Annotated in this window: 18 protein-coding genes and 1 pseudogene; 9 read left to right on the top strand and 10 right to left on the bottom strand. The window is 57.9% G+C overall.

Features of this window, described 5'->3' with window-relative positions:
• Window positions 1-40: 40 nt before the first annotated feature.
• A complete protein-coding gene (locus tag IU367_RS20205) occupies window positions 41-1123 on the top strand; it encodes a hypothetical protein (RefSeq protein ID WP_274452925.1) in 1083 nt (360 codons plus the stop codon).
• 370 nt (window positions 1124-1493) lie between these two features.
• On the opposite strand, the gene IU367_RS20200 is transcribed toward IU367_RS20205, so the two are convergent.
• Complete coding sequence (locus IU367_RS20200) at window positions 1494-2459, bottom strand: alpha/beta fold hydrolase (protein ID WP_274452924.1); 966 nt, start codon at window positions 2457-2459, stop codon at window positions 1494-1496.
• Window positions 2460-2670: 211 nt separating this feature from the next.
• Between IU367_RS20200 and IU367_RS20195 the strand changes: the two genes are divergently transcribed.
• Window positions 2671-3279, top strand: a complete 609-nt coding sequence (locus tag IU367_RS20195) for a TetR/AcrR family transcriptional regulator (protein WP_274452923.1) — start codon at window positions 2671-2673, stop codon at window positions 3277-3279.
• Between the two features lie 29 nt (window positions 3280-3308).
• Window positions 3309-4490 carry an SGNH/GDSL hydrolase family protein gene (locus tag IU367_RS20190; RefSeq protein WP_274452922.1) on the top strand — a complete coding sequence of 394 codons (1182 nt, stop codon included), beginning with the start codon at window positions 3309-3311 and terminating at the stop codon, window positions 4488-4490.
• A 308-nt stretch (window positions 4491-4798) separates the two neighbouring features.
• On the opposite strand, the gene IU367_RS20185 is transcribed toward IU367_RS20190, so the two are convergent.
• Window positions 4799-5197 carry a VOC family protein gene (locus tag IU367_RS20185; protein ID WP_274452921.1) on the bottom strand — a complete coding sequence of 133 codons (399 nt, stop codon included), beginning with the start codon at window positions 5195-5197 and terminating at the stop codon, window positions 4799-4801.
• 75 nt (window positions 5198-5272) lie between these two features.
• Here IU367_RS20185 and IU367_RS20180 point away from each other — a divergent pair.
• The 3 genes and pseudogenes from IU367_RS20180 to IU367_RS20170 all read left to right on the top strand — a co-directional run bounded on the left by IU367_RS20180 (window position 5273) and on the right by IU367_RS20170 (window position 7963).
• A pseudogene (locus tag IU367_RS20180) lies at window positions 5273-6182 on the top strand (helix-turn-helix transcriptional regulator).
• A 202-nt stretch (window positions 6183-6384) separates the two neighbouring features.
• On the top strand, window positions 6385-7386 hold the full coding sequence (locus tag IU367_RS20175) for a sensor domain-containing diguanylate cyclase (RefSeq protein WP_274452920.1): 1002 nt from the start codon (window positions 6385-6387) through the stop codon (window positions 7384-7386).
• 157 nt (window positions 7387-7543) lie between these two features.
• On the top strand, window positions 7544-7963 hold the full coding sequence (locus IU367_RS20170; protein ID WP_043141437.1) for a hypothetical protein: 420 nt from the start codon (window positions 7544-7546) through the stop codon (window positions 7961-7963).
• A 62-nt stretch (window positions 7964-8025) separates the two neighbouring features.
• Here the strand turns inward: IU367_RS20170 and IU367_RS20165 are convergent, their stop codons facing one another.
• From IU367_RS20165 to IU367_RS20150, 4 genes are all read right to left on the bottom strand, one after another.
• Window positions 8026-10020 (bottom strand): methyl-accepting chemotaxis protein, encoded by a 1995-nt coding sequence (locus tag IU367_RS20165; RefSeq protein ID WP_274452919.1) that lies wholly within the window; start codon window positions 10018-10020, stop codon window positions 8026-8028.
• A 222-nt stretch (window positions 10021-10242) separates the two neighbouring features.
• On the bottom strand, window positions 10243-10593 hold the full coding sequence (locus IU367_RS20160; RefSeq protein ID WP_043141431.1) for a hypothetical protein: 351 nt from the start codon (window positions 10591-10593) through the stop codon (window positions 10243-10245).
• Window positions 10594-10953: 360 nt separating this feature from the next.
• Window positions 10954-11280: a hypothetical protein gene (locus IU367_RS20155; RefSeq protein ID WP_080741176.1), complete on the bottom strand. Its 327-nt coding sequence runs from the start codon at window positions 11278-11280 to the stop codon at window positions 10954-10956.
• 90 nt (window positions 11281-11370) lie between these two features.
• Complete coding sequence (locus IU367_RS20150; RefSeq protein WP_274452918.1) at window positions 11371-11547, bottom strand: hypothetical protein; 177 nt, start codon at window positions 11545-11547, stop codon at window positions 11371-11373.
• Window positions 11548-11740: 193 nt separating this feature from the next.
• Between IU367_RS20150 and IU367_RS20145 the strand changes: the two genes are divergently transcribed.
• From IU367_RS20145 to IU367_RS20135, 3 genes are all read left to right on the top strand, one after another.
• Window positions 11741-12463, top strand: coding sequence for a response regulator (locus IU367_RS20145; RefSeq protein ID WP_042873218.1), 723 nt, complete (start codon window positions 11741-11743; stop codon window positions 12461-12463).
• A 10-nt stretch (window positions 12464-12473) separates the two neighbouring features.
• A complete protein-coding gene (locus IU367_RS20140) occupies window positions 12474-13859 on the top strand; it encodes an ATP-binding protein (protein ID WP_043556095.1) in 1386 nt (461 codons plus the stop codon).
• Window positions 13860-14033: 174 nt separating this feature from the next.
• Complete coding sequence (locus IU367_RS20135; RefSeq protein WP_274452917.1) at window positions 14034-15449, top strand: transporter substrate-binding domain-containing diguanylate cyclase; 1416 nt, start codon at window positions 14034-14036, stop codon at window positions 15447-15449.
• A 30-nt stretch (window positions 15450-15479) separates the two neighbouring features.
• Here the strand turns inward: IU367_RS20135 and IU367_RS20130 are convergent, their stop codons facing one another.
• The 4 genes from IU367_RS20130 to IU367_RS20115 all read right to left on the bottom strand — a co-directional run bounded on the left by IU367_RS20130 (window position 15480) and on the right by IU367_RS20115 (window position 19885).
• Window positions 15480-17426, bottom strand: coding sequence for a ligand-gated channel protein (locus tag IU367_RS20130; protein ID WP_103472902.1), 1947 nt, complete (start codon window positions 17424-17426; stop codon window positions 15480-15482).
• Window positions 17427-17831: 405 nt separating this feature from the next.
• Window positions 17832-18044 carry a transcription antiterminator/RNA stability regulator CspE gene (gene cspE, locus IU367_RS20125; RefSeq protein ID WP_005316548.1) on the bottom strand — a complete coding sequence of 71 codons (213 nt, stop codon included), beginning with the start codon at window positions 18042-18044 and terminating at the stop codon, window positions 17832-17834.
• Between the two features lie 507 nt (window positions 18045-18551).
• Entirely contained in the window at window positions 18552-18836 is a 285-nt protein-coding gene (locus IU367_RS20120; RefSeq protein ID WP_011899186.1) for a YjbD family protein, read from the bottom strand.
• Between the two features lie 170 nt (window positions 18837-19006).
• Window positions 19007-19885, bottom strand: coding sequence for a cation diffusion facilitator family transporter (locus tag IU367_RS20115; RefSeq protein ID WP_043556073.1), 879 nt, complete (start codon window positions 19883-19885; stop codon window positions 19007-19009).
• Window positions 19886-19897 lie beyond the last annotated feature (12 nt).

The raw sequence follows: 19897 nt of genomic DNA, 5'->3' as shown, positions 1-19897 counted from the left end.
TTATAGATTTTACAGTGTTCGTTGTATGGAGAAGGGAAAAATGGACTTTTTTAAGATAATGGTTCCTGATGGAAAGCAACATGCTAATTTTAAGTCGGTTTTACATGATGTTCGCCATTTAGAGAGGCAAATATTTTCTCAGTGGGCTGATGGATTTATAGACCGAGATGGGAAGATTGTTAAAGAATTCCAAACAACATTTAATTCAACATTTTGGGAGGTGTATCTATATAGAGTTTTTAAGGGGTTAGGGATTTATATCGATTGGCAGCATCCATCACCTGATTTCAACTTATCTAAAGGAGAACATGAATTTATAGTGGAAGCTGTTGTTTCTAATTCTGCGGATGGAAAGACAAACGAATGGGAGAAAACCTTTACAAAAGAAACAATGGGGTCAATCAAGAGGTTCAAAAAAATAAATCATGAAGCAATGATTAGATTATCTAATTCAATACTATCTAAACATCGATTATATGTGAATAAATATAAAAACCTCGACCATGTAAAAGGGAAACCATTTGTAATCGCTGTCGCCCCCTTTGAACAACCTTGGTTTAACCTGCAATATACGAGACCAATATGCTCTGTTCTGTATGATCATTATGTTGATGAAGATGAATATTTAGATAATCCAGGTAAATATCCAAAAGGGCCTCCTGTCAAAAAACTTGGTTTTATAGAGAAGGAAAATGGCGCTGAGATTCAGCTGGGATTATTCACTAATGATCGGATGAAAGATGTTAGTGCTGTAATTTTCTCCTGTACTGCAACATGGGGAAAGTTGAGCGCTATGAAGCATAATTTTTTTAGTGGCTGTAAGGTGGACACTCTTTGGTCTATAGATCAATACGGTACTCCTGAGAAGAGGTCGCAAGACCTGAGAGAGTATCATGAAAAAGTTGTTGATGGGCTATATGTATTTCACAATCCATATGCGACATATCCGTTGTCTCCTGAAGTATTCAATAATCAGGGGATAGCCCAGTATCATTATTTTGTTGATGATGAAAGCGTACATGCTATTGGGGTTGAGAATAGTCTTTTATATAGAATCGTTGTTGATTTGAGACCAGTCAAAGGAAAATCTAGGTTTAATTTTATGAGACGGTTCTATTCTTAAATATATTGTGGTGGTTTGTTTTTATGGGATGCTATAGGTTGCTACTTATATTCAATAATTTATGAATACCATTTCTCATCTATCTCATATGTTGGGCTTCGCAGACTCAGCGCCAACCTACCGATTGTGTAGGTTGTGGCTGAGCGTAGCGAAGCCCAACGTTTATTGCGTAATCTCTTTTTTCCTTCCCCTCATCCCCAGCCCTTCTCCCGCAAGGGGAGAAGGGAGAATTTCCGCTGTCCAATTATGCTTCGTCAATAGAATGCCACACTTAGCCAGCGTTAAAAAACATCACAGGCCTGCTTGTTCCGGTCATAAATAATCCAAGCAGGAGGCCTGTTTTTATATCACTCATAAATTAGCGGAACATTTATTTTCTCAAAAACGGCAGCAATACTGTCATCAGCTGTTCCGGGCACTCTTCCGTTACAAAGTGACCGCACTCGCTGAGCATAGCGCCCTGCAAATTCACCGCTCTTCCCTGCATCGTCTGCTGTGGTGCATCACGGGTGGCATGATCTGCACCGATTGCCAGAACCGGCATCATCAATTTTTTCTCAGCCCGCTGCTTGTTCTGCGCTATGGTTTGCGGAATCGCCCGGTAATACGCAAATCCTGCCCTCAGCCCGCCTGGTGAAGAATAAGCATCGATATAGGTTTGTGCTGCGACGCGATCACGACGATAAGACCAGTGGTCAAAAATAAAATTCAGATATTCCCGTTCTTTGCCGGCCGTCAGCATTTCCGGCAAATCCTGAACCTGATTAAACATAAAGTGCCAGAGGAAAATATTCTCCTGTGGATCGACAAAGATGGATGGCGCCGGCGCCAGACCCGGAATAACCGCCTCGGTTAATGCTATTTTTTTAATGTCCGCAGGGTAGTCACTTGCCAGCGCATAACCAACCCACATGCCAATATCGTGACCGACAACAGAATATTTCTTATGGCCCAGCTGATTCATCATCCTGTGCAATGTGGTTGCCACCGCCCCGGTATCATAACCCGTGTTCGGCCGTGCGGAATAACCGGTTCCCGGCGGATCAACCGCTATCGCCATATAGCCTTCGGCTGCGAGTCTGGTCATCACATGACGCCATGCATACCAAGTCTGCGGCCAGCCGGGGATCAGTAGCACAGGTTCCCCCTTTCCCGCCGTCACGTAATGAATCTTCTGTCCCGTAACGTCGACATACTGATGCTGAAAATCTGCCTCGTTAACCTGCGTTGTCGCCGAGGTTTCTGCCGCGCTTTGTGCATTTGCCGCGACGGCAGTGCCATGCAATGGGAACAGCATGACCAACGCCAGCAATGCCCTGATGAATGATGTGTTCATACTTTTTCCGTCTGAATGATTGATAAAAAATACCCGCAGCAGGCCATAGACAGAGCCCGTGTCAGCTGCGATAGCGCCTATTGTTTGTCGATCAACAGTGAATAGATTAAGAGGGCTTACAAATCTTTGTCAATCAACAAAAAATAATTCTTTGTTAGTCGACAATGAACTGGTAGCCTCTACCCGAGATGACTTATGCGGAGAGTGTGTTATGGCCGGAAGACCAAGAGAGTTCGATCGTGAAGAGGCATTGCGCAAAGCAAAGGAGGTGTTCTGGCAGCGTGGCTATGAAGGGATATCCCTGTCTGATCTGGTTGCTGCACTGGGGATTGCTTCTGCCCGTATTTATGCCGCCTTCGGCTCAAAGGAAAATCTTTTCCGTGAGGCGATAGCGCTTTATCTGGCCGAAGAAGGGGCTTTTGCAGACGCCGCCCTGTCACAGCCGGATACCCGCCTGGCGGTCAGGCAACTGCTTGTAAACGCAGTTGAAAACTACACCCGAGACGATCGGCCGCACGGCTGTATGGTGGTGTTGTCGCTGACCAACTATGGCCGTGACAACGAAGAGGTCATGGCATGGCTGGCCGGTTACCGCCGGGAGCGGATTGACGGCATCATAGAGCGCATCCGGCAAGGCGTTCAGTCCGGCGAACTGCCGGAAAACACCGATATACAAGCGCTCGGGGATTATGTGGCGACCCTGTTTCACGGGATCTCCGTCCAGGCTCGGGATGGCGTCAGCCGGGCGCGTCTGATGGCAATGACAGATATCGCCATGCACACGTTCGATGTCATGACGGCTCCGCCGGACGCGCACTAAATCCGTTATTCATTTCAGGAGAGTTTCTGATGTCATATTCAGTGCCTTCAGCCTCGCCAATGCGCGACGAGTGGATATGCGCCTGGCTTTCCACCTCTCAGCCTGCATCGGGAGACGCTTTTCCGTTTCCATCGGATATACCGGTAATTGATGGGGATCTGACACTCCGGCAGACACTGCGCATCAGCCTGGGCGGCCAAAAGCTGCGGCTGATCTTTTCCAACCGCTATGGTGCACAGCCTCTGGTAATAGGCGAGAGCTATATTTCCGTGTCTGATCTGTGCGGTGCACTGCCTGTCACCTTTAATGGGCAAACCGGCGCGATAATTCCTGCGGGGGGCACTCTGTGCAGTGATGAAATTCCACTGGATATTCCATCACTATCGGTGATCAATCTGCGGACATATCTGCCGGAGCAGATCCCGGTCAATACCTTCCACTGGGATGCCCGTCATTTTTCGTTGCTTGAACCGGGTAATCAGGCCATCAGGGAAGAAGCCGGCGACGGTCAGAAAATCAGTTCCCGTCTTCTGGTTGAAAGTGTCCAGGTTCAGCCGGTAGCCGCGTGCCGCACTCTGGTCGTCATCGGCGACTCTATGGTGGATGGTAATGGCGTGGAGATGGACACCTATGGCCGTTGGACGGATTTTTTGGCAGAGCGCTTTGTTTCCGAAAATATTGCTGTGGTGAATGCCGGGCAGTCGGGTTCCCGGCTACTGAAAGACTGCGTCGGCATCGCTACCTTGTCGCGTTTTGAGCGTGATGTGGTGCAGCAACCCGGTGTCACTGCCTGTATCGTGCAGGTCGGACTGAATGATATCGGGTTGGCGGGTACGGCACTGGATCCGGAACATCCGGTGCCGTCGGCAACCGTGCTGATCAACGCCTATCTGCAATTACTGCAGATGGCGCGGGAACAGGGTATCCGCATGACAGGCGTAACCCTGGTACCGCTGCGGGGAACCGGTGAATATGGTATTGAGCACTTTTATCAGCCTGAAAAGGAGGTTGTCCGGCAGGCAGTGAATCACTGGATGCGTACCAGCGGGGAATTTGATGCTGTTATTGACAGCGACCTGCTGGTACGGGATCCGGAATGTATTCAACAGCTCAGCGCGCAATATGACTCCGGGGATCACCTTCATCTCAATCATGAAGGGCATCTGCGGGTCGCGCAGTCAGTTCCGCTGGCCGTTATCCGGGCTTATTGACTGTTTATTTCCCGGCGATATCAAAAGCCCCGCTATTTAGCGGGGCGTTACAATTCAAAAGTAATCCGTCATATCCATCTACCTAGGCCGAGTCATTTTTTAATCAAGATTTAGGCCATCCGGAAATAGCGCCAAGGATCAAGGATCTATCCAAGCAGTTGCCTGTAATTAGGTCGCACATACATGGAGCGCTTTGCTGAACCTGTATCTGCAAATGCAGGAGGTGATGAACACCCACACTGCGGATGAGCCGAAAGCGCCCGGACAGCCAGTCTGTTCTTTGGCCAACTTGTATCGATCCCTATGGACTAGACAGTCAGCTCCAGCCGGTTGCCTTCCGGGTCGAGGAAGGTGCTCTCGTAATAGCCGTCGCCGGTCCAGCGGGGGCCGTCCAGGTGTTTCACCTCGGCGCCCTTGAGCAGCTTGAGGCGGGCGGTCATCTTGTCCACCTCCTCCTCGCTGCCGAGGGAGAAGGCAATATGGGCCAGCCCCTGCAGCGGGTGTGGCAGGCGCAGATCTGCCGGAAATAGTATGGGGCTGTGCATCAGCTCCAGGCTGGCGCCCCCCTCGAAGCGCACGAAGTAGGACGAAAACTGTTTGGCCGGGTTGTGGTAGCGCTCATTGGCCTGACCGCCAAACAGGGTGCAATAGAATGTCTTGAGTGCCTCCAGATCCTGTGCCCAGATGGCAACGTGATGTATGCACATGGCTTATCTCCTGTGACTTGATGTCCTCCACGCTATGCTGGGCCTTGAATGTTCGACATGGCTGAGCCCGTCCTGATGATGTCTGAAACTGCCAATCCTGAAGTCATTGACGTCTCCCCCGACTGCCGCGAGCAGATCTGCTGTGACAGCCTGTTGCCCGCCCTTGCCCAAGAGCGGGTATGGCTGGCTGGCTGGCTATTCCCGCCTGCGCAGCCACTACCGGATCGAGCGCCGCCTGGCGGGCGTGCACTGTTTTCTGCTCACCCTGGGGGGCGAGGGGGCTGTGCTGATCGGCGATCGTCTCGAACGACTCAAGATTGGAGAGTGGGCCCTGATCCCGGCGGGGGAACCGCTCTGCTATCAATTGCCTGAGCCGCAGTTGCCGGACAGATGGTCGTCAGCGCCGGGCGGCGACTGGGATCTGGTATGGTTGCTGCTGCACAAGGACTCCCCCTGGGATGCCTTCGCCAGCCACCCCAGGCTGGGTTGTACCTCCCAGCAGGCCAGCTTGCTGCACACCCTGGAGAACCTCTATGCGGAGCAGGAGCGCCACCAGGACCCGCTGCTCAGTGCGCTGCTGGTAGAACAGCTCGGCTTTTATCTGCGCCGCCTGCTGCAAAAGGGGGAGGGGCAGAGTCGCGGCGAGCGGCTGGCGCTGCGTCTCGAGCTGATGCTGAAAGAGTCGCTGGCCGAGTGCTGGGACATAGGGCGGATGGCCGATGCCCTGCACCTCTCGCAGCGCCAGCTCTATCGCCTCTGCCAGCAGCATTTCGCGCTGGCTCCCATGGCCTTGCTGCAACGGCTGCGCTTGCAGCGGGCGGCTCTGCTGCTGGCCAGTCGCGGCGAGCCGGTGAAGCAGCTGGCCCAGCTGTGCGGCTTCAAGAACGAGTACCACTTCTCCACGGCCTTCAAACGCCAGCATGGCCTGGCTCCCAGCCATTATCGCAGCCTGCATCATCCCGGATTTAAAACCGGACAAGGGTGAGATCCTGAGCCACACTGGTTGCTACTGTTGTTGTTCATACGAACCCGATAGCGGCCGATAACCCTGTTAACCAGAGGTGGATCGTGCGCCGGCAGGCGGATATTGGGTTGCGCTTCATGGTTGTCGTCTCTTCGTTGTCGTTTTCCACTCATCAGGTTTGAATCCCCCGCGTTGGCGGGGCTAGAGGGCAAGGATGGTCTCTATGCTGCAAGACAGTGACACGATCAGGATCTCGGACGTCAGCGAAGCCGTGGTGCACGGCATTCTGGAGGTGGTGAGCGACGGGATCTGGGACTGGAACGCCAACACGGGTTTCGTCTATCGCAACCCCGGCTGGTATCAGATGCTGGGTTACGAGCCCCACTCCCTGGGCAACAACGTCTTCACCTGGGAGAGCGTGATCCACCCGGATGACATGGATCGGGTAATGGCCTGCTTCGATGCCTATCTGAGCGGCACGGCCGCCGACTATCGGGTCGAGTATCGTTGCCGCAGCCGGGAGGGGCTCTTCATCTGGATCGAGGATTGTGGCCGTGTCATAGCCCGCAATCCGGATGGCTCTGTGGCCCGCATGATAGGCGCCCATCGCAACATACATGCCCAGAAGCTCTTGTATGAGCAGCTGGAATCGCGCAACCAGTCGCTGGAGCTGCAGATCGCCGAGCGTACCGCCGAGCTGGTGCGGCTCAACCGGGTGTTGCAGCAGAAGGCGGAGGAGAACCGCCAGCTGGCGGAGACGGATGCCCTGACCGGGGCCGCCAGTCGCTACCGGCTGGAGCGGGTCATCAAGCAGGAGTGCGAGCGCTCCAGGCGCTTTCATCAGTCCTTCTCCGTCATCGCCATGGATGTGGATGACTTCAAGCAGATCAATGACAACCACGGCCACAGCGCCGGGGATCAGACCCTGATCAACATAGTGGCGCTGGTGCGGACTCACATTCGCGAAATTGACCTCATAGCGCGCTGGGGCGGCGACGAGTTCATGGTGGTGCTGCCCAATACAGGTCTGGCCGATGGCAGGCTGGTTGCCGACAAGCTGCGAGAGCTGATCGTGCTGTCGCGGGTCTGCGAACAGCTCGACATCACCATGAGTTTCGGGCTGGCCGAATACCTGCCGGACGAGCCCATGAGCCAGCTGATGGTGCGGGTGGATAGGGCGCTCTATCAGGCCAAGCTGGCGGGCAAGAACCAGATCTGCGAATAGTCGGATCCAGGGGGGCCATAGGGTTGCCCCCGGCCTGCCAGCCGTCGGATTTTTCTCTTTTCCCCCCCGAATGCGTATTGACCGATCGATTGCCTTGACTCCGCCTGAGGGCACTGGTCTGATGCGCGCTCTTTAATCCCCCACGAGACATGAATCGATGAAAAAGCGCATCCTGATTGCCCTGACTGCACTGCCCCTGTTCGCCCACGCCGGCCTGATGGATTCCCTGACCGATACAGTGACCAGCAGCGTCACCAGCAGTGCCAAAGAGATGGCCGGTACCGCCATGGACAGCGCCTCCAACGAAGCGATCAAGAAGGCACTGGACATCAAGGAAGGCGGCTCCAACAAGCAGGCCATCAAGGACAAGCTGGGCGCCCCGGCCAGCACCAAGACCGAAGCCGGTCTGGAAGTGTGGACCTATGACCTGAGCGCCCTGAACAAGGTATCTCCCATGCTGGCAGAGACCTCCAAGACCCTGTTCAAGGATGCCGAAGCCGCTCAGAAGAGCGTCGTCATCAAGTTCGAAGGCGAAACCGTCAAGACCCTGAACCTGGCCGACAAAGCCAAGGCCTGAGTCTGAACGACGTGCATGAAAAAGGGGCCCTCGGGCCCCTTTTTGCTGGCTGGCGTTCCTCATCACACCTTGAAGCGGCGCACCAGGGCCAGCAGCTGGCGATTGGAGCTGAGCAGTGACTCCGCGCTCTGCTCCGTGTTGCGGCCATTCTCCACCAGCAGGTTGAGCATGTCGCGAATGCTCACCATGTTGCGGTTGATCTCCTCGGTTACCCGGCTCTGCTCCTCGGCGGCGGTGGCGATCTGGCTGCTGAGATCGTGGATCTGCACCACAGAATCGGCCATGTTGTCGAGCCCTCCCGTCACCTGGCCCGTGGTATCTGCCGCCGCCTGACAGCTGTGCTTGGTTTGCTCCATGGCGACCACGGCTTCGGCCACCCCCTGAGTGAGGCGCGACAGCATGCTGCCTACCTCGGCCGTGCTCTTCTGGGTGCGGGCCGCCAGGGCGCGCACCTCGTCCGCCACCACGGCGAAACCACGGCCCTGTTCACCGGCCCGCGCCGCCTCTATGGCGGCATTGAGCGCCAGCAGGTTGGTCTGGGCGGCTATGCCACCTATCACCCCGAGCACGCTGCCGATCTGCTTGGCATCTTCTTGCATTTCCAGCACCTTGGCGGCGGCGAAATCTACCTCGTCGATCAGCGCCACCACGCTGGCGGAGGCCGATCCCACCACCTTGCGGGAGTTGGCGGCCTGGCCGTTGGCTGTCTCGGTGAAGCTCGCCGAGTCGCTGGCGTGTTGCGCTACGCTGTCGGCGGTGGAGCTGAGCTCGGTGAGGGCCGTGACCACCTGATCCGTCTCGGCGGCGTGCTCGCTCAGGATCCGCCGCGCCTGACCCGTCTGTTGATCGAGCTGTGCCAGCTCGCGGGTGATGAGGTCGGTGGCGTCTGTCACCTGCACCATCATCTGCTGCAGATAGGCGATGAAGCGGTTCACCGACAGGGCGATATGATCCAGCTCGTCGTGGCCCTTCACCTGGATGCGGGCGGTCAGGTCCGCATCGCCGGCGGAGAGGGCGTCGATATTCTGCTTGAGGGTCTGCAGCCGGCTGCCGAGCTGGGTGATGGCCAGCAGCATCAGCACGAACAACAGTCCCACCAGGGGCAGCTGGATCGCGGCCAAGGTGGTGAGCACGTCCTGGCTGTCCTGGGTCAGGGTGCTGGTCGGCAGGGCCGTGGCCAGCAACCAGGGGGTGCCCTCTATGGCTTGCAGCAGCAGGGTCTGCTCTTCTCCCTGATCCTGGAAGCTGGTGCGCAGCAGCCCCTTGCCCTGGCTCTGGCCGAGCAGGCTGGCGATGGCGCCGGCGAAGGGGTAATCGGTGTGGGCGGAGAGGTTGCCGAGCACAACGTCACCGCTCAGGCGGGCATTTCGGCTCAGGATCTTGCCGTCAGCCTCGACTATCATCACCTGACCGCCGATCTCCTGCTCTTTCCTGGCCACCAGATCGTTGAAGAAGCCCAGGGTCACATCTATGGTCGATACCCCGAACAGGGCGCTATTGCGGTAGATCCCCATGGCGCAGTTGGTTCTCGGCTGCTGACTGGCGCCATCCTTGTAGGCGGCGGCCCAGACGCACATGCCCTGCGGCGCCTGCTGGCCAGCCTTGTGCCACGGCTGCTCAAAGTAGTTGGGGGCCTCGGCCGAGTTCCAGTAGCTGTTGGGGATCAGCTTGTTGGCCGTATCCCTGTGGTAGAAGGTGCTGAACTTGGCGCGGCCCGCTTCCCGCTGGTCCGGCAGTGGCCAGATGCCGCCGCCAAATACCATGGCATTGCCGTATTGATCGATCAGCGCCGGCAGCAGGGCATCGATCTGCTCGCTCGGCAGTTGGGCTACCAGCTGGGTGATGCTGCGAGACTGGCTCTGCACCCCGTTGAGCTGATCGCGGATGTCGGTCGCTATCTCGCTGACCCGCAGCGCCACATTCTGCTCACCGGCCTTCTGCAGCGCCGGCTTTATCCAGATCTGGATGCCGATCACCGTCAGGGCACACACCAGCGCCATGAATCCCACGAAGACGGCTGTATATCTTCCCTTGATTGTTCCCAGACTCCACCCCATAACGACTCCTGTCTATTGTTGGCACTGTCTTGCATGGCCTTGTTATTTGAGTCGCCATTATTAGCTATTTCGAACATAAAACGTTTGTTATCGCTCACAGAACCCGGAGCAGAGGCGAAGGGAAATGAGGGGGGCCGGGGGATCGCAGAGGGCGAGCGGCCGAGCGGGAGAGGGAAACGAAAAAGGGTGGCCTAGGCCACCCTGTTGCAGGTCGAGATGCGTTTACTGGTGCGCTTCGGCGAACTGCTTCATCGCCTCGGCGTGCTTGGTCATGCCGTCGGCACGCAGCGTCAGGTTCTTCACAAACTCGGCCTTCTTGGCCGGGTCTTCGATCTTGTCGTAGCGCTGTTGCAGGTTGGTCTGGATCTGCTCCGGGGTCATGTTCTGCATGCGGGCCATCTTGTCATGGCGGCTACCGTGGTGCTTGCCGCCCATCATGCCGCTGCCATCCATGGGGCAGTCGGTCATCATGCCGGCCTGGGTGGTGGCGACGGCTTCGCTGGCGGCATAGGCGCCGAGCGGCAGGCCAAGGATCAGGGTGGCGGTCAGCAGGGTTTTGGTCAGGGTTTTCATGGTCTATCTCCTCGCGGATTGAGTTCGGGTTCGGCTTGCTCGCCTTGACCCTAAGTAAACACCAGACTGGTGTCTGAACTTTGCCAGTTGAAGCCTATTTTGTAGCAGAGTGTGACACTGTGAGGCTGTGCTGTGGGTTAACGAAAACCGGGCCTGTCACAGTGTTCGAGGATAGGCCTGTCACCCTGAAAAGCCAGCGCCAATCCGCCTGGCAAAATACGCGCCGGCCTGGGGCCGGAATAGCGTTCTCAGGGGCGGAAAATGAAATACCCCGCCGGACAGCGTCTCTGGCGGGGTATTTCATGTCACCGGTCAGGCAACATGGTTATCGTGAGAAAACCACGACGTGAATGGCTCGGTTCAGCGCTGGCGGCCGCTGCCAACGCTGTAAGGCATGCGATAGCTGTCGCTTTCACCGTCCAGGCTGAGGGTGAGATTGCCCTGGGCTCTCATCGGCAGTCGTACCTGCTGCATCCCTTTCAACTCGGCGGGCACCCGCTTGAGCACGTCGCCGGAGGCGTTGCGGATCATCAGGGTCGGGTTGGCGTTGCTGCTGCTGGCGTCATCGTGCCAGTTGACGAACAGCAGGCCGGGGGCGGCGCTGACGTCGGCCGGAATGGCTGCTTGTGCCATGCCGATCTGGGCCAGTCCGGCCAGTGCGAACAGGGTCAGGGTCTTTTTCATCATCATTGTCTCCTTGGTATGGCTCGCCGAAGGATGCCGGCGTTGTGTGTCATGGTGCCAGGCGCCGCCCTAACAATCGGGCGCTGCCTGTCATCATGGGGAAGGGAAGTGTGTCTCGCCGGGCGGGCAGAGGCCGGCCTCATCGTCATCCAGGGGGGAAGCTTGCGTCAGGCTGCTGGCCTGTGCGGGCTGATGCGGCTTGGCCGCCGCTCTGGCAAGGGCCTCGCTGGCGGCATAAGCCAGCATGAAGGGCGTGGTAAGGGCGAGCATGGCCTGTCTCCTGCAATGAGCAAATATGGACGAGTTGGTGTGCCCTCAGTAAACCCTCGCCTTGTGTCTCAACTTTGCCGAGTGACCGCTTTTTTGTAGCAGAGTGTGGCATCTTGCTGATCTGGCACACTTTGACACAAACCGTCCGACAGATTTTCGTATACTCGTGCCAGCTCTAACAGGAGAGGCCCTCATGAACCAAAGCAGCACCCACATTCTGGTCGTCGACGATCACGGCGAGATCCGCGATCTGCTGAAACGCTTTCTGGAGCAGCATGGCCTGCGGGTCAGCTGTGCCCGGGATGGCAAGGAGATGAAGCGGCTGCTGGAGGAGCGGGAGTTCGATCTGCTGGTGCTGGATCTGATGATGCCGGGGGAGGATGGCCTGACCCTGTGTCGCGAGCTGAGGGCCAAATCCAGCCTGCCCATCATAATGCTCACCGCCATGGGGGAGGAGACGGACCGCATCATAGGGCTGGAGATGGGCGCCGATGACTATCTCGCCAAGCCGTTCAATCCGCGCGAGCTGCTGGCCCGCATCAAGGCGGTGATGCGACGCACCCAGGTCGAGCCGCAACCCGCCCCCGAGACCCTGACCCGGGATCTGCGTTTCGATCGCTGGCTGCTCGACATCAATCGCCGCGAACTGGTGGATGAGGAAGGGGTGGGGCTGAGCCTCTCCACCGCCGAATTCGACCTGCTGCGGGTGTTTCTGGAGCGCCCCCAGCGGGTGCTGAGCCGGGATCAACTGCTGGATCTGGCCCGGGGCCGCGAGGCGGTGGCCTTCGACCGGGCCATAGATACCCTGGTGAGCCGGTTGCGGCGCAAGCTGGAGCGGGATCCCAAGAATCCCGAGCTCATCAAGACCATCTGGGGCGGCGGTTATCTGTTCGCCGCCGACGTGACCCAGGTGTGACGCCGTGGTCATGATCAAGCGACTCTGTTCCCGACTGTGGCCCAAGGGGCTGACCGGCCAGATCATACTGGTGGCGCTGGCCGGGCTGGTGCTGATCCAGCTGCTCAGCATCCAGATCTACCGCTCGGATCGGGAGGAGGCGCTCGGCTATGTCAACAGCCGCAACGCCATGCAGCGCATCGTCTCGGTGGCGCGGTTGCTGGCCCTCTCCCCGCCTTCGCTCTATGACGAGATCCTCAAGGCGAGCCGCAGCGAAACCCTGCTGCTGCGCCTCGCCGACGAGCCGCTGCAACCGGACAACCGCAGCCCCCGCTTCGAGCAGCAGGTGCGTTCCCGGCTCGGTTATCCGCCGTCGCTGATGGTGGAGATCAGTGCCGAGCTGAAGCAGGACGCCCAGCGCAGCCGCGCCTGGCAGCACCACACCCGCATGATGAAGGACCGCAAGGGGATGCCGCCGCCGCAGGACATGCGGCTGTATGGCTCGATTCAGTTGCCACGCGGTGGCTGGTTGCAGTTCAGCTCCCTGGTGGACAAAGAGTCGGCGAGCTGGTCCTGGCAGACCACCTTCAACCTGATGCTGGTGGCGAGTCTGGTGATAGGCCTGATGATCTGGCTGTTCCGGCGGGCCACCCAGCCGCTCAAGCAGCTGGCCGCCAATGCGGATCGGCTGGGGCGCGGCGAAGACATAGAGCCGCTGCGGGAGGTGGGGCCGACCGAGATCCGCGAGTCGATCCAGGCGTTCAACCGCATGCACACCCGCCTCGATCGCTTCGTGCAGGACAGAACCCGGATGCTGGCGGCCATTTCCCACGACCTGCGCACCCCCATCACCAGTTTGCGGCTGCGCACCGAGTTTCTGGACGAGGGGGAGGACAAGGAGCGGATTCAGCAGACCCTGCAACAGATGGAGCAGATGCTGGCGGCCACCCTGAGCTTCGCCCGGGAGGAGGGGCAGCAGGAGGCGACCCGGGAGCTGGATCTGGTCAGTCTGCTGGAGAGCCTGTGCGATGACTACGCCGATACCGGCCAGCCGGTCACCTGCATGGTCGAGGGCAAGCAGGTCTATGCCTGCCGCGCCAACACCCTGCGCCGGGTGCTGCAAAACCTCATCGGCAACGCCATCAAGTACGCCGGCAGCGCCGAGGTATCGCTGGAGCGTACCGACAGCGAGCTGCTGATCCGGGTCTGTGACGAGGGGCCCGGCATAGATCCGGCGCGGCTGGAGGATGTGTTCAAGCCGTTCGTGCGGCTCGATGAGGCCCGCAACACCGAATCCGGCAGCGTGGGACTGGGACTCTCCATCGCCCGCACCCTGGTGCACCAGCACGGTGGCGAGCTGACCCTGCACAACCGCGCGCAGGGCGGGCTGGAGGCCAGGATCAGCCTGCCGCTGTGAGCATAGTGACATCTGTCTGGGGAGGGCGCCGACCAGGCGCCCTCCCCATGTTTATCTTGCTGTTATCTGACTGAAATCACGCCAATTTCATACTCGGTCATGCTTGTTCTTCTATGCTGAAGGTGGCGATAATCAATGGCCGCATAGACGGCCAATAGCAAGGTTGGTGCAGGAATGGCGGTCTCTTCTGGTTCTGGATGGCGGGTGCGCAGCGGATGCTGCCTCCTGCTCTGTCTGCTGTGGCTGCCCGCCTGGGCAACGCCAGCCCCCAAACCCTTGATCGTGACCAACTCCAAGGCCTGGCAGCCCTTCTCCTACATCAATGAGGAGGGGCAGCCGGATGGCCTGCTGATCGATCTCTGGCGCGAGTATGGCCGTGTCACCGGTCGCCCGATCCAGTTCAAACTGGTGGACTGGCAGACCTCGCTGGATCTGGTGCGTACCGGCGAGGCCGATGTCCATGGCGGCCTGCTCTGGTCACCGGAGCGCAATCCGCTCTATGACTATGGCCAGGGGCTCTCCCGTCTCGATTCCCAGCTGTTCTTTGCCAACTCCCTGCGCGGCACGGATGTGAACTACTACCTGCAGCACGAGAGTGTGGGTGTGGTGGCGGGAGGGTATGAGGAGTATTACGCCCGCAAGCACTTCCCCACCACCCACCTGCAAACCTTCAGTGACAACGATGCCATGCTGCGCGCCGCCTTCAGCGGTGAACTGGACGCCTTCATCGCCGATCTGCAGGTGGCGAACTTCTATATCTACACCTCGGCGGATCCCAGCCGCTTCATCCCGGTACGCCACCTCTACAGCGACGAGATACGCTTTGCGGTCGCCAAGGGCAATCAGGCCCTGTTGCAGGAGCTGGAGCTGGGGTTTTCCCGCCTGGGTGTGGCGGATCGGGAGCGGATCATCCGCAAGTGGATGCATATCGAGACAGTCTATCCACTCCACCTCTGGCCCTGGTTGCTGGCGCTGGGAGGCATGGTGCTGCTGGTCTACATAGTGCAACTGCGACGGGCGGTGGCGAGCCGTACCGCCGAGCTGATCCAGGCCAATGCGCGGCTTGAGCGCCTCGCCGGCACAGATTCCATGACGGGGATCCTGAACCGGCGCGCCTTTCTGCCCGAGTTTGAGCAGCGGCTGGCCAGCGGACAGGCCTCGGCCCTGCTGTTGTTCGACATAGATCGCTTCAAGGGGATCAACGATCACTTCGGTCACGGGGTCGGTGACGAGGTGCTCTCGGCGCTGGTCGAACGGGTGCGGCTGGTGTTGCCGGACGGGGCGCTGTTTGCCCGTATCGGGGGGGAGGAGTTCTGTATCAGCCTGCCGATGGCGGATATGGCTTCGCTGCAAGGTTGGGCCAGCCGGATAGGTCGGGAAGTGAGTCTGCACAAGTTGCAGACCAGTGCCGGTGAGCTGGGGCTCTCCATCAGTACCGGGGCCGTCTGGGTGCCGGATGGCGTCAGAGCCGATGGCAGGCGGGTGTTGTTGCAGGCAGACAGATTGATGTATGGCGCCAAGTCGCTGGGGCGCAATACCTGGCAGGCGGCCTGTTATGCCGAGGAGAAGGAGAATGCGGCAGAAGCGTAGGCCGCCGCCCCGGGGGGCGGCGGCTCATCATCAGAAGTTGTAGGTCATCCCCAGGTTGTAGCGACGACCGTCCAGCACGGTGCCGAAGCTGGTGTAATCCACCGTCTTGTCGAACAGGTTGTAGATGCCGGCGGTCACGTTCAGGTTCTTGTTGGCCTTGTAGACCAGACCCGTGTCGAAGAAGGTGTAAGAAGGTGTGCCCTCTGCCATCTTGACCCGGCTCAGGTAATCGGAGGTCTTGCTGCGGAAGTTGACCCTGGACCAGAGGCTGACCTCTTCTGTGGTCTGCCAGTCGACCGTGGTGTTGAACATGTGGCGCGGCATCTGGTTCAGTGCCTTGCCTTCCATCGGGCCGCTCTTCTGCTCGGACTGGGTGAAGGTGTAGCTAGAGGCCAGCGACCACTCTTCATTGATGGTCCAGTTGGCAGTCCCTTCCACCCCGCGCATGTTCGCCTTGTCGACGTTGATGCGGTCGCTGATGAAGTCATAGGTGTGACCGTTCAGGGTGCAGGAGGGGTCGCTCTTGCTGGTGCAACGGCGGATCTCGGAGATCTTGTCCTCGAAGTCGGTGTTGAACAGGGTCAGCCCGGTGCTCAGCCCTTCCTGACCATCCCACAGCAGGGCGATTTCCTGGCTCACGCTGGTTTCCGGCTTGAGTTCCGGGCTGCCGACCAGCATGCCGTCCTGGGTGCCGCCCCCCGTGGCCTGGCCCCAGTTGGCGGCCGACATGCGCAGATCCGGTGAACGGTAGCCGGTGGAGACGCCCCCTTTCAAGGTCCAGAACTCGGCCGGATGCCAGACTCCGTACAGACGCGGGCTCCAGTGGGTACCGTAGTTCTGATCCCTGTCCATGCGCACGCCGCCGGTCAGGGCGAAGGTGTCGGTCAGTGCCCACTCGTCTTCCACGAACATGGCCCAGCTCCAGCGGGTCAGCTGATTGGCGCGGTTGGCCACATTGAGCTGGTTGCCCTGATCCTGCAGATCCTCGTAGCGGTACTGGCCACCCACGCTCAGGTAGTGATCCCCCAGCTCAAACTGGGTATGGGTATCGGCTATGGTGTTGATCAGCTTCATCTGGCGGCCGGGGTTGGTGTTCTCTTCCCGCTGCAGATAGCTGGTGGAGGAGCCAAAGTCATAGCGGCCGTCGTGGGTGATGGCGTAGTTGGTGCGCTCGTAAGTGCTCAGGCTGGGTTTGGACTTGGCCGAGAGGGATTCACCCGGTGTGCGATCACGATCCTGCAGGCCGCGGCTGGCCTCGAAGTCGAAGCGATTGTGCTCGTCCGGGGTCAGGCTGAACACGGCCGTACCGCTGCGCATCTCCTGCTCGGCGAACCCGTTCTGGAACTGATCCTCACCGCGGTGGGAGAGCTGGCCGTTCAGGCGCACCCCCAGCAGTCCATCCACCAGGGCACCGGCGGTATAGGCGTTGGTCTGGAAGATGTCGCCGGAGTCCTTGTTCTCCTGGAAGGTGGAGTCGGCATGCAGCGACCCCTGCCAGGCTGTCATGCTGGCGGTCTTGCGGGTGATGACGTTGATGACGCCGCCCATGGCGTCCGAGCCGTAGCGGGAGGACATGGGGCCGCGTACCACCTCGATCCGTTCGATGGCTTGCAACGGTGGCAACCAGCCCTGCTCTATGCCGGGGCCATCGCTGTTGGGGCGGGTGCCACGGCTGTCGACCCGCTTGCCATCCACCAGCATCAGTGTGTATTTGGAGCCCATGCCACGAATGCTGATGTCACTGCTGCTGCCACCCCCGGTGATCACCACGCCCGGTACGTCTTTCAGGGCATCGGTCACGTCGCGATAGGCGCGTTTTTCCAATTGCTCGCGGGTCACCACCGAGATGGAGGCGGCGGTATCCTCGATCTTCTGCTGGAAGCCGGAGGCGGTCACGACCATGACCTCCTGTTCGGCGGCATAGGCGTGAGAGGCGAGGGCGGCGAGAATGAGCGTGGTCAGCTTGTTGCGGTGCATTTTTATCATGTTGGCCTGAACTCTTTTAGTAAGAAGATGCATTCATCCTTTGGGTGAATCTATGGGGTGGTTTCACCGCATCCCGCGTGAAACCCGGACCGGGCAGGTTCAATTGGATAATCCTCCCGTTTGTCGGCAGGCATTGTAATGATCATGGAATGATGTGTAAACGATAATTAATCTCATTAAGGTTGTGCTGTCATGCTAGCGCCAACCAGGAGATGCAGGAGGGATACCGGAAGAGAAGGGGTGAGGCAGAATGGCTAAACAGAGGGAAAAAGAGTCTGGGGGGAGGGAAAATGCTGAATCGCAGGCAACAAAAAACCCGCCTTGGCGGGTTTTTTTAATTCTTGCAGAAGGTCTTCTCAGCAGGCGTTAGCGAGCGTGAAGGCTTTCTTGCTTGAATTACAGACCAACTACGTTGGCAGCAGCCGGGCCTTTCTGGCCTTGCTCGATGGTGAACTCAACGCGCTGACCTTCGTCCAGGGTTTTGAAGCTGGTGGACTGGATAGCGGAGAAGTGTACGAACACGTCTTTGCTGCCGTCAGCCGGGGAGATGAAGCCAAAACCTTTCTCAGCGTTGAAGAACTTAACGGTACCAGTCATTTTGTTAGACATAATAATTTCCTAAAATAGTGTTTTAAGTGCCAAAATTTGGCAATCTATGATTTTTCGTCAGCAATACGTATGGGGAGCACTAAAGAAGGAGAATTATTTAATAAGAACTATCGTAGATAACTCTTATACTAATCACTGCTTTACTAAAATGACTGCCTAACATAATCAGGTCTGAACTACCGAACCATCGAGAGAGATTAAAACATGCTCTCTTCGTTAAAGCAAACTTTATCTCCATATTAATTTCTGGTTATCGACCTGCTACCAACTTCATATTGTCACATGAGCCACGGCGTTCACTGGCGAGATTGAGCGCTGACGCCTGCTATGCTGACGCCTGCTATGATTGGCGCTGAGCTTTTTGGGACTGTTTTCTGGCTGGCGTAGAGGCGTTCCTGATCAAGAGCGGTATAGAAGAGCTCTTCCTTGGTTGCCGCAGGGCCTTAATGGCAAACGCCCACCCACACCGGTCTGGTGTGGGTGGGCGCTCATCAACACGGCGCTAACTCAGCGCTTGCTGCGAAACTTGTTGCTGACGGAGTCGATCCAGCTGAAGGTTTCTGGCAAGACCTGATTTCTGGCCCGCTCTTTGGCCTTCTCCCGAGCCAGTTTGGAGGCCACCTTGGCCGCCTCTGCACGATCTGCCACGATTTTAAGCCGGCCTTCCTCACGGATCCTGTTACGTTCTGCGTTGGTCAGCTGATGGTCAGCATTGGCCTGGGCTTTTTGGAGCAACAGGGTTATCTCGGCCTTTTCGGCCTCGGTGAGGTCTTTCATTTCCAACTTTTTCACGGCGCGCTCCTGGCGGCTGGGGGATGGGATACCCTAACACATTTTCGCCGACTATTTCTTACGCAATGTGCTCTATGGCCATAAAAGTGCGGGTTCCACGCTTTTTTCCGTTATTTATCTGCCAGTTCACTACAGATTTCTCGCATTTTCCGGTTTACACCGCACGTCTCTCAACCGTGGCCGCTCGGTTCGACATGGATCAGCACTATGGCATGGGGCAGGTGGCGCATTATGCCCTGCTCTATCCGGTCACAGATGGCATGGGAGTGCTCTATGCTCATCTCCTTGGGCAGGGTCAGGTGGAAATCTATGTGACGACGGCGTCCGGCCTGACGGCTGCGCAGGGCGTGAAAACCCCCATGCTCGGGGCAGCACTGCTCGATCACCTGAGTGGTGATGGCCAGCTCCTCCTCGTTCATGCTGTGATCCAGCAGGGGCTGAAAGGCCTGATTAAGCATGGTGATGGCTTCCCGGAGAATGAAGATCGCCACGCAGATGGCCACTATGGGGTCGAGCAGATAGAGGTTGTAGCCCAGCCCGTCGGCGATCCAGATACCGAGCAGGCCGACTGCGACCCCGAGAGAGGTCAGTACGTCGGCCTTGAGGTGCAGGGCATCGGCGGCCAGAGCGACAGATTCCTCTTCTTTCGCTACCCGGTAGAGATAGGTGGAGACACCGCTGTTGACCAGTGCCGAGATCAGCATGACCAGCACGCCAAAGCCCACGCTTTCGATCGGCGTTGGTGTGATCAACTTGCCGATGGCTTCGAAGATGATCCAGCCCGCGGCCAGCAGGATCAGCAGGGCCTCTATGACGCCGGAGACGTTTTCGATCTTGTCATGGCCATAGGGGTGGCGTTGATCGGGTGGAATATCCGACCGACGTACCGCAAACAGGGCGATGAGGGCTGCAACCAGGTCCATTGCCGAGTGGATGGCTTCGGAAATAATACTGACGGAACCACTCAGGATCCCGGCAAATATCTTCATGATAATCAGTGTGATATTGGAGCAAACCGAGACCAAGGCCGCTCTGGTTTTTCTGGTCATGGGATATCCTTA

Origin of the sequence: Aeromonas bestiarum (genome assembly GCF_028751155.1) — a bacterium.
Classification (GTDB): domain Bacteria; phylum Pseudomonadota; class Gammaproteobacteria; order Enterobacterales; family Aeromonadaceae; genus Aeromonas; species Aeromonas bestiarum.
This window is presented reverse-complemented; position numbering and strand designations above follow the sequence as displayed.

What these genes read in the sequence shown, in the direction of transcription:
- IU367_RS20205 (WP_274452925.1), top strand. Translation starts at nt 41, where the DNA reads ATGGACTTTTTTAAGATAATGGTTCCTGATGGAAAGCAACATGCTAAT.
- IU367_RS20200 (WP_274452924.1), bottom strand. Translation starts at nt 2,459, where the DNA reads ATGAACACATCATTCATCAGGGCATTGCTGGCGTTGGTCATGCTGTTC.
- IU367_RS20195 (WP_274452923.1), top strand. Translation starts at nt 2,671, where the DNA reads ATGGCCGGAAGACCAAGAGAGTTCGATCGTGAAGAGGCATTGCGCAAA.
- IU367_RS20190 (WP_274452922.1), top strand. Translation starts at nt 3,309, where the DNA reads ATGTCATATTCAGTGCCTTCAGCCTCGCCAATGCGCGACGAGTGGATA.
- IU367_RS20185 (WP_274452921.1), bottom strand. Translation starts at nt 5,197, where the DNA reads ATGTGCATACATCACGTTGCCATCTGGGCACAGGATCTGGAGGCACTC.
- IU367_RS20175 (WP_274452920.1), top strand. Translation starts at nt 6,385, where the DNA reads ATGCTGCAAGACAGTGACACGATCAGGATCTCGGACGTCAGCGAAGCC.
- IU367_RS20170 (WP_043141437.1), top strand. Translation starts at nt 7,544, where the DNA reads ATGAAAAAGCGCATCCTGATTGCCCTGACTGCACTGCCCCTGTTCGCC.
- IU367_RS20165 (WP_274452919.1), bottom strand. Translation starts at nt 10,020, where the DNA reads ATGGGGTGGAGTCTGGGAACAATCAAGGGAAGATATACAGCCGTCTTC.
- IU367_RS20160 (WP_043141431.1), bottom strand. Translation starts at nt 10,593, where the DNA reads ATGAAAACCCTGACCAAAACCCTGCTGACCGCCACCCTGATCCTTGGC.
- IU367_RS20155 (WP_080741176.1), bottom strand. Translation starts at nt 11,280, where the DNA reads ATGATGAAAAAGACCCTGACCCTGTTCGCACTGGCCGGACTGGCCCAG.
- IU367_RS20150 (WP_274452918.1), bottom strand. Translation starts at nt 11,547, where the DNA reads ATGCTCGCCCTTACCACGCCCTTCATGCTGGCTTATGCCGCCAGCGAG.
- IU367_RS20145 (WP_042873218.1), top strand. Translation starts at nt 11,741, where the DNA reads ATGAACCAAAGCAGCACCCACATTCTGGTCGTCGACGATCACGGCGAG.
- IU367_RS20140 (WP_043556095.1), top strand. Translation starts at nt 12,474, where the DNA reads ATGATCAAGCGACTCTGTTCCCGACTGTGGCCCAAGGGGCTGACCGGC.
- IU367_RS20135 (WP_274452917.1), top strand. Translation starts at nt 14,034, where the DNA reads ATGGCGGTCTCTTCTGGTTCTGGATGGCGGGTGCGCAGCGGATGCTGC.
- IU367_RS20130 (WP_103472902.1), bottom strand. Translation starts at nt 17,426, where the DNA reads ATGCACCGCAACAAGCTGACCACGCTCATTCTCGCCGCCCTCGCCTCT.
- cspE (WP_005316548.1), bottom strand. Translation starts at nt 18,044, where the DNA reads ATGTCTAACAAAATGACTGGTACCGTTAAGTTCTTCAACGCTGAGAAA.
- IU367_RS20115 (WP_043556073.1), bottom strand. Translation starts at nt 19,885, where the DNA reads ATGACCAGAAAAACCAGAGCGGCCTTGGTCTCGGTTTGCTCCAATATC.